We start from the raw sequence: 7,847 nt of genomic DNA, 5'->3' as shown, positions 1-7,847 counted from the left end.
ACCACGCACCCGACCCTGGTTTACCAACGGTTCTTAATATTTCATGACCAACCCCCCCCAGCCGGGCCGGGCGACGGTACGGGAGCCCGGACGGCACCTCCGGGGCATCGACGCACGGGGAGCTGGCAGTTGACGATTCGTCAGTACCCCCGTATCAACTGCCCACCTCGGACATCGCCGGCGCGTCCGGTTCCTCCTGACTCTGGTGAGCCTGGTGATCCTCGTGACCCCGGTGATCCTCGTGACCCTTCCGTGCCACGACGCAGTCACCTGTGTGGACGCTCGGCCCCGTCTCCGTCTCCGACTCCAAACACATCGCCGTCGGTACCTTCATGAACAGTACGAGGACGGTGCTGAGCAGGTGCAGCGCGGCGTAGATCCACATGACTCCCTGGATGCCGAGCGGGCCGATGAAGACCGTGCCGATGAGGGGGCCGAAGGCCATGCTGGCACCGGCGCCCAAGGTGTACGCGGACATGACCTGGCCCTTGCGTTCCGGGGCCTGGGTGGTCATGAGCGGGGGCAGGGGCACGTATCCGGCCATGCCGATGCCCAGCGCGCCCGCAGCGATCGCGACGAGCAGATAGTCGTGGCCTGCGGTCGCAGGAACGTAGTAGAGGGCCAGGCAGGCCATGGCGGAGACGACTCCGCCGAGCCAGGCGACGGTCTTGCGTCGGCTCCACTTGTCGCCGAGAGCTCCGAAGAGCACGACACAGGCGAGATTGCTCACCATCATCACGATGAGCAGTGCGGCCCACTCTTGCGCAGAGAAGCCGACCTGGTCGACGAGGTACAGCGGGATGAAGACCCATACGCCGAACTGCGAGGTGGTGTTGATGAGCCGGACGATGGCCCCCATGCCGACTCTCGGCTTGGCGAACATGACGGTGAAGCAGCCGGTGAGTGTGCGGGTGAGGCTGTCGCGCTCCGACCCCTTGGACAGGCCCTGGAAGCCTGAGCGTTCGCGCAGCAGGACCAGGACGACCAGGGCACCCGCGACGATCATGGCGAGCGAGATCCACAACGTCCCGTAGAAGCCGATCGCAGGCTTGAGGAGCGAGACCAGGGCCGAGCCGAGGACGGGGTAGCCCACGGTGAAGCAGAACCAGAACCAGCCCAGGGCCTTGCCGAGTTGCCGCTCCGGGGCGCCCGCCATGATCCAGACCATGAACCCGTAGGCGAACAGCGGATAGCCGAAGCCCCGCATGCCGTAGGAGAGCAGGATCAGCGGGTACGAGTGGGCCGGAATGGCGACCGCGAGCATGAGCGCGTGACAGACCACCCAGCAGGCGGCACCGGCCATCATCACCTTGCGCGGTCCCCACAGGTCGGACAGCCCGCCGGCCAGGAAGGCGCCGATGGCGGCGGTGATGCCGTAGAGCGTGAAGATGATGCCGACGCTCGCTTCGGCGAAGCCGAGGTCGGTCTTGAAGTACGTGGGGAGATAGCTGGTCTCCACACCGTCGCCGATCATGAACAGCAGTACGCCGACGTAGCCCCAGAGAAGGGCTCGGGGTATTCCGGCGCAGATGGCGGGGGACGGGGACGGTGGCACGACGGGAACCTCCTGACAGGCCGGGCGGATGCCCAGGGCGGTCACCACCTTGAACACCTTCTCAGAGAATTTCAATGGCTTCACAGAAAGTGTGTGATGTTCTATCGTGAAGAGAGACGGCCGGAGCGACGTTCAGAGCGACGTTCTCAGAGCGACGTGCAGAGCGACGGTCGCAGTGACGTTTCAGAAACAGCGGCAACCGCGAGCAATCGACGCAGCCGGTGAGCAAACGAGGAAATGATCGGGGCGCCCAGCGATGAGACCGAGCCGTGGTTCCGAGGCCGAGGTGGAGGAGCGCCGCCAGGCGGTGCTGCGTCATGTCGCCGAAGAGGGCGAGATCCGTATCGCCGACCTCGCCGAGCGACTGCAGGTCAGCGTGATGACCATGCACCGTGACCTGGACAATCTCGATGAGCGGCAGCTGGTCCGCAAGGGCCGCGGGGTGGCGACGTCCTTCTCCAACGTCACGATGGAGAGCGCGCTGCGCTTCCGCGAGCACGCCCAGATGGCGGCCAAGACCGCCATCGCGGACGCGCTCGTCGACGAGATCACCCCGGGCAGCACGGTGCTGCTCGACTGCGGTTCCACCTTCTTCCCGCTCGCCCGCCGGATAGCCGGGATGGACGGGATCCGCGTGATCACCAACTCGCTCCGCATCACCTACCTCCTGTCCGGGTCACCCACCGAGGTCACCCTGCTGGGCGACCGGTTCTACGAGGACTTCGAGTCGTGCGCGGGGCCGCAGACCCGGCGCCAGCTCCAGCACGTCCGCGCCAACGTCGCCTTTGTCACCGCCACATCGGTCAGCGCCGGCCGGCTCTTCCACCCGGTGCGCGAGTACGCGGACAACAAGGAGGCGTATCTGCAGGCGGCCGACCGTGCCGTACTCGCCGTCGACCACAGCAAGTTCGGCCGTACGGCCACCTACGCGTACGGCGATGTCAGCGGCTACGACCTGCTGGTCACGGATGCCGGGACACCCGAAGAGGAACTCCGGTCCGTCCGCGACCTCGGTGTGGACATCCGCACCGTCGAAGCCGAGAGCTGAGACACCACCGCAGCTCGCACCTCAACTCGCCTCAGCTTTCACCTCAACTCTCGCCTCAGCTCTCGCCCCGATTCCCGCCCCGTCCAGACGCCCCTGGCTTCCCCTTGAAAGGCCCCACCTCATGCGTGCCCTCGTCATCGAAACCCCCGAGCACTACGGGGTCACCACCGTCCCCGACCCCACCCCGGGTCCCGGCGAGGTCATCATCGCCCCCGCGGCCGTAGGGATCTGCGGTACCGATGTGCACATCGTCCAGGGCGAGTTCGCACCCACGCCGTACCCGATCATTCCCGGTCATGAGTTCACCGGCGAGATCGTCGCACTCGGTGCGGGAGTCAGCGGCCTGCAGGCCGGGGAGCAGGTCGCGGTCGACCCGTCGCTGTTCTGCGGCGCCTGCCACTACTGCTCCATCGGGCACGGCAACCTGTGCGAGAAGTGGGGAGCGATCGGCGACACCGTGGACGGTGCGATGGCCGAGTACGTGAAGGTGCCCGCCGCCAACTGCTACCGGCTGCCGGAAAGTGTGGACGTCGTCCAGGGCACGCTGATCGAGCCGCTGTCCTGCGCCGTACGCGGCTTCGATGTGCTGCCGCGCCGCCTCGGCGACCACTACCTCATCTACGGCGCGGGCACCATGGGCCTGATGATGCTCCAGCTCGCCAAGGCCGCGGGCGCCGCGTCCCTGTCCGTCGTGGACATCAACAAGGACCGGCTGCGGATCGCCGAGCGGCTCGGCGCGGACGCCACCGGTGCGGACGCCGATGCCCTGGACCGGCCGCAGGGCTGGGAGACCGTGATCGACTGCACCGGCGTCATCCCGGTCATCGAGGACGGTCTGACCCGGGTGCGCCGTGGCGGTACGTTCCAGCAGTTCGGCGTCGCCCCCTCCGCCGCCAAGGCATCCTTCTCGCCGTTCAGTGTCTACAACGACGAGATCACCATCGTCGGGTCCATGGCCGTCCTGCACAGCTTCGGCCGGGCGGTGGACCTGATGGCCAAGGGCGTCATCGACGCCGACACCATGATCACGCACAGCTTCGGGCTGGAGGAATTCCCCGCCGCGCTGCAGGCGTTCCGCGACGGCTCCGGCCGCAAGATCCAGATCCGCCCGACTGCCTGAGGCCGCCCTTCCCCCATCTACCATCTCCCTCCCCCTCCCTCGTCCCTCGTACGGAAGCGAAAACCCTCATGCCGACAGTTGCCGGAGTGGACTCCTCGACCCAGTCCTGCAAGATCGTCGTCTGTGACGCCACCACCGGGAAAGTCCTGCACCAGGGCCGGGCAGCCCACCCCGATGGCACCGAGGTCGACCCCGAGGCCTGGTGGCGCGCGCTCCTCGAAGCGGGCGACGGTCTGCTGGAGCAGGTGGACGCGATCGCGGTCGCCGGTCAGCAGCACGGCCTGGTGGCACTCGACGCGGCCGGACAGCCGTTGCGCGATGCACTGTTGTGGAACGACACCCGCTCGGCACAGGCCGCCGCCGACCTCGTCGGCGAACTCGGCGGCCCGGAGAAATGGGCCCAGGCCGTCGGCACCGTCCCGGTCGCGGCCATCACCGTGACCAAGCTGCGCTGGCTGGCCGAGCACGAGCCCGGTCTCGCGGACCGCACCGACCGGGTGCTGCTGCCGCACGACTGGCTGACCTGGCGGTTGTGCGGTGGTCCGGGTACCGGCGCCGAACCGGTCACCGACCGGGGAGATGCGTCCGGTACGGGCTACTGGTCACCGGCCGACGGCGCCTACCGCCATGACCTGGTCAGCCTCGCCTTCGGCGGCCGTACCCCTGAACTGCCGCGCGTCCTGGGCCCGTACGAGGCCGCGGGCCGCACACCGCACGGCGCCCTCGTGGCCGCCGGGACCGGTGACAACATGGGCGCGGCGCTCGGGCTCGGCATCCAGCCGGGCGATGTGGTGATCTCCCTGGGCACCAGCGGCACGGCCTTCGCGCTCTCCGAGCACCCGGTGGGCGACCCCACCGGGGCGGTAGCCGGATTCGCCGACGCGACCGGCCGCTTCCTGCCGCTGGTGTGCACCCTGAACGCCGCTCGCGTCCTCAGCTCCACCGCACGCATGCTCGGCACCGGACTCGCCGATATCGACCTTCTCGCCCGCGAGGCCGAGCCCGGCGCCGGCGGTCTGGTCTTCCTGCCGTATCTGGGCGGCGAGCGGACTCCCAATCTCCCCGAAGCCGCGGGCAGTTTGATGGGGATGCGCAAGTCCAATATGCATCCGCCGCAGCTCGCCCGGGCAGCGGTCGAAGGGATGCTGTGCAATATGGCCGACGCGCTCGACGAGCTGCGTGCGCAGGGCATCAGCACCCGCCGCGTCCTGATCATCGGAGGCGCCGCCAAGGCTCCGGTGGTCGGCGAGATCGCCGCCGAGATCTTCGGCACCCCGGTGACCGTGCCGGAACCGGACGAGTACGTCGCCCTCGGTGCGGCCCGGCAGGCCGCCTGGGCGCTGGCCGGAACCCCGGAACCGCCCCGGTGGCCGGTCGCTTCGGCAGCCCGGCACTGCCCCGGCTCCGCCGACCATGCCACCGGGCTCCGCATCCGCGAGGCGTATGCGAGCGCCCGGTCGATGGTGTACGGAAGCGCTGAGAACTCCTAGCTGAGAAACCCCTAACGGAATGATCTTCGAGGTGGTTGGATCACTCCGGGACGGACGATCCGGGGGGTGCGGGTCGGCTCGGCTCGGCTCGGCCGAAGCGTGATGCCACCGGGGCTATTGTGCGCTCCGCCAGGGATACCGTCGTCACGGAAATTCGCCCCGGCGCCCCGGGGAAGTCCGGACCCTCAACTGGGGCCCCTCCGCCTTCCCGACCGGCAGGCCCGCACCTGGCTGGGAGACGCCTTGGAGGTCAGCCGCAAGGCCGGTGACCTGCGTGAGCAGACTCGGGCCGTGGGTTCCCTCGGGATCTTCGCCAATGTGGAGGGGCGGGCGGTCGAGTCCATGGCCCACCTCGCCGAAGCGACAGACCTGGCCGAGCAGTTGGACGACGACTGGCTCATGGCCATGTGCCTGTCCAACGTCGGCGCCATCCACCACCAGCTCGGAGAGGACGACAAGGCGCAGGACTGCTACGCGGAGGTGCTCGACCTCGCCCGGAAGATCGGCAGTCCCCGGCTGACGGGCAAGACGCTGCTCCGTCTCGGAAGTCTCCAGCTCGATATCGGTCGGCCCGCCGACGCGTCCGACCTGCTCCGCCCGGCCGAGGAATTCGCCAAGCGCCTCGGGGATGTCCCCCTGTATGCGGCTGTCCTCGGCAGGCTGGGCACCGTCGAAGAGTGCTCGGGCAATCACGAGAAGGAGGCCGAACTCCGCCGTCGGGCACTGGCCGTGTTCAGCGGCCAGACCGGCACCGAATCGGAGATCAGGATCCGCAATCGGCTGGTCTGGTGCAATGCCCCGCAGGAACACCTCACCCAGGTATGCGACCAGTTCGAGCGGGCCATCACCCTCTCCGATACCGACGCCAACCCCACAGAACTCTCCCGCGCCGTCGGCGAAAGCCGGGCGTCGGCGAAAGCCGGGCGTCGGCGAAAGCCGGGCGTCGGCGATTTCTAGCGCCACGACACAGGCGACGGGACAACGCACCGCGAGCGCCACGCCCATTGGCCCGGCCGTAGCTCACCGGCCGGGCCAATGGTTCCGCCGCCTCCCCCGCGGGCCACGGCAGCGGACGCCGTCAGGTCAGGCGTCCAGCCAGGTGATCCCGTTGCCGCCGTCGTTGGCGATGGTCCGGGTCATGACGTTGCCTTCCACGGGGTAGTTCCCGTGCTTGGTGAAGTAGCCGGCGATGGACTCGAGCGAGGTGGCGTCGCACACCCCGTCGCCGCGGATGCAGAACCGCTCGACCGGAACGCCCGGGAACTCCTCCGGCCCGGCACCGGGCGAGGTGAACCCGAGTGCGCTCACGCCCTTCGGCACGCGGGCCGCTGCGCCGGTGCCGGGCTGCATCGGGTCGGCGTAGAGCATGCCGTTGACCTGTTCGCGCGGGACGGCGGTCTCGTTGTTGGCGATCTTCTGGAGCACCACGTCCGCGACCTGCGCGCCTTGGGAGTAGCCGACGATCGTGAGGCGTGCGTTCGGGTCGCGGCGGTGGGTGTCCTCGGCGGCGGCCAGCAGATTCTTGTACCCCACTTCCACGCTGGCGTCGTAGCTCGGTGCGCTCGGGTCCGGGCTGAACTGCTTGCTGCCCACCCACGGACCGGCGCTCGCCGGGTAGCAGACCGGAACGATCTTCTCGCCCTCGACCAGGGACCGGTTCGCGAATCCGTAGGACGTGGTGCATCCTTCGGACTCGTCCGCCGCGGCGCCCGTGCCGCCCACCTCGAGGTAGTAGTGGTTGACGTCGTCGGCCTGCGCGACGGTGGGTGCGATGACGGCGGTGCCGGCCACCATCGCCGCCGTCATGGCGGCGGTCCCCACCGCCCGTGTCAGCCTGCTCATTTTTGCCATTGCCTGGGTCTCCCCCTTGGGTTGAGACGTGCCTGCATCGAACGGCGTTGACGCTAGCCACAGCCGTTGAAATTGCGCTGACACAGCAATGAATGCGCTGGTGGGGCAGCCGAGGGCCGGATCCGCGCGGTACGGTCCGGCCCTCGGCGTGGGCCTGCCGCTCAACGGGCTACTTGGCGCTGGGTGATGTTGTCGCGGCTGCCGCCGGTCAAGGTGACGGCGAACGGAATGCCGGTGGCATCGGTGATCAGCTGATGCCTGCCGCCCGTCCTGCCCCGGCCGACGGGGCTTCGTCCGGTCTTGGGTCCCCTCCAACGCCCGGATGTGGGAACCATCGACCGGCGCATGGGAGAAGTCCAGGGCTTTTGCGGCGCGGAGCCTGGTGAGGAGGACCTCGTGCAGCCGGGGCCACACCCCGGCGGCCTCGGTCCACTCGGCCAGGCGGCGCCAGCAGGTCATGCCCGACCCGAAGTCGAGTTTCTGCGGGGGGTGTTCCCAGGAGATCCCGTGTGCAGCACGCACAGGGTGTGCAGCACGATCAGGGTGCCCTGGACCACCAGCCGGTCAGGATGCCGCTTGTGCCGTTCTGTAGTTCTCCGGGCCGATGGGGAAGCCCGCCGGGAGCTACCCCATCCGCGGCGGGCCCATGGGCGACGAGCGCGACTCGTTGGCCTACGAGACGCGCGTCTGTGTGTCAGGAGCTGAGGTGGTACTGCGTCCACGGCTGCGTCGGACCCGGCACCGGCGCCGACTCCTCATACGGAGACGCAAACTGCCCCCACG

The 7,847-nt window shown here is 68.8% G+C and carries 6 protein-coding genes and 1 pseudogene; 4 read left to right on the top strand and 3 right to left on the bottom strand.

The window, feature by feature from the left end:
* Positions 1–154: 154 nt before the first annotated feature.
* Positions 155–1,630, bottom strand: coding sequence for an MFS transporter (locus AB0I10_RS39420; RefSeq protein WP_363157566.1), 1,476 nt, complete (start codon positions 1,628–1,630; stop codon positions 155–157).
* 181 nt (positions 1,631–1,811) lie between these two features.
* On the opposite strand from AB0I10_RS39420, the gene AB0I10_RS39415 reads away from it, so the two are divergent.
* The 4 genes from AB0I10_RS39415 (at position 1,812) to AB0I10_RS39400 (ending at position 6,170) form a co-directional block, all read left to right on the top strand.
* The gene (locus tag AB0I10_RS39415; RefSeq protein WP_363157565.1) at positions 1,812–2,603 is read left to right on the top strand and encodes a DeoR/GlpR family DNA-binding transcription regulator; all 792 of its coding nucleotides are present in this window, start codon (positions 1,812–1,814) and stop codon (positions 2,601–2,603) included.
* A gap of 121 nt (positions 2,604–2,724) precedes the next feature.
* A complete protein-coding gene (locus tag AB0I10_RS39410; RefSeq protein WP_363157564.1) occupies positions 2,725–3,723 on the top strand; it encodes a zinc-dependent alcohol dehydrogenase family protein in 999 nt (332 codons plus the stop codon).
* Positions 3,724–3,791: 68 nt separating this feature from the next.
* A complete protein-coding gene (xylB, locus tag AB0I10_RS39405; RefSeq protein ID WP_363157563.1) occupies positions 3,792–5,213 on the top strand; it encodes a xylulokinase in 1,422 nt (473 codons plus the stop codon).
* Positions 5,214–5,504: 291 nt separating this feature from the next.
* On the top strand, positions 5,505–6,170 hold the full coding sequence (locus AB0I10_RS39400) for a tetratricopeptide repeat protein (RefSeq protein ID WP_363157562.1): 666 nt from the start codon (positions 5,505–5,507) through the stop codon (positions 6,168–6,170).
* Positions 6,171–6,296: 126 nt separating this feature from the next.
* On the opposite strand, the gene AB0I10_RS39395 is transcribed toward AB0I10_RS39400, so the two are convergent.
* Together AB0I10_RS39395 and AB0I10_RS39390 are read right to left on the bottom strand one after the other, a co-directional pair.
* The gene (locus AB0I10_RS39395) at positions 6,297–7,055 is read right to left on the bottom strand and encodes a PE-PPE domain-containing protein (protein ID WP_363157561.1); all 759 of its coding nucleotides are present in this window, start codon (positions 7,053–7,055) and stop codon (positions 6,297–6,299) included.
* A gap of 188 nt (positions 7,056–7,243) precedes the next feature.
* Positions 7,244–7,529, bottom strand: a pseudogene (locus tag AB0I10_RS39390) (IS5/IS1182 family transposase); the annotation flags it as partial.
* Positions 7,530–7,847 lie beyond the last annotated feature (318 nt).

It is taken from the genome of Streptomyces sp. NPDC050636, from assembly GCF_040654775.1.
Taxonomy (GTDB): domain Bacteria; phylum Actinomycetota; class Actinomycetes; order Streptomycetales; family Streptomycetaceae; genus Streptomyces.
Note: the sequence above shows the minus strand (reverse complement) of the source record. Positions and strands in the feature narration are given on the sequence as shown.